The organism is Streptomyces griseoloalbus (genome assembly GCA_014650015.1).
In the GTDB taxonomy this organism is placed as follows: Bacteria; Actinomycetota; Actinomycetes; order Streptomycetales; family Streptomycetaceae; genus Streptomyces; species Streptomyces griseoloalbus.
Genome location: BMUD01000160.1, coordinates 1 through 553 on the forward strand (window position 1 = coordinate 1; position 553 = coordinate 553).

1 protein-coding gene is annotated in these 553 nt (G+C 46.8%); it reads left to right on the forward strand.

Annotation, left to right across the window (positions count from 1 at the left end):
* Positions 1-206 precede the first annotated feature (206 nt).
* Positions 207-553, forward strand: a 347-nt coding sequence (locus IE178_RS37225) for a ribonuclease H family protein (RefSeq protein ID WP_193515111.1), incomplete at its 3' end; no start/stop codon positions are given.

The window sequence follows — 553 nt, forward strand, 5'->3', positions numbered from 1 at the left end:
CGGTAGAAATTCCAATGGGCTGATCGATGTTAATTCGCTTTTGAGCAAGTCAAGCAGTACCTCCAGAATCGATAGTGTTGTTGCCGCCAGAGCCGGGGAAGCCTTTGCTTTTAGATCTGTCAGTAACAAACACCACAATGGAATGCATGCTTGCTTAGGAATATGAGGAGAGGGTGGAGAAAGCCATCTATTACTTGAGCAAGTAAATGTTAGATTACGAAACCCGCTACACCTTGCTAGAGAAAGCTTGCCTAGCCTTGGTATGGGCTACCAGGAAGCTGAGGCACTACTTGTTAGCTCACTCCATAATACTGGTTTCGAGATTAGATCCCATCAAATATCTCTTCGAGAAACCGACACTTACGGGTAAGCTAGCCCGTTGGTTGCTTCTTCTCTCTGAATTTGATTTGAAATATGTGACTGGCAAGTCTGTTAAGGGGAGAGTGGTAGCAAAGTTCCTGGCAAATCACCCAGTGGAAGAGGATGAAGCAGTAGAATACTGTAGACCGCCCGAAGAACTCCCGGCTCCACGCGTGAGGGCGCGAATTAGATG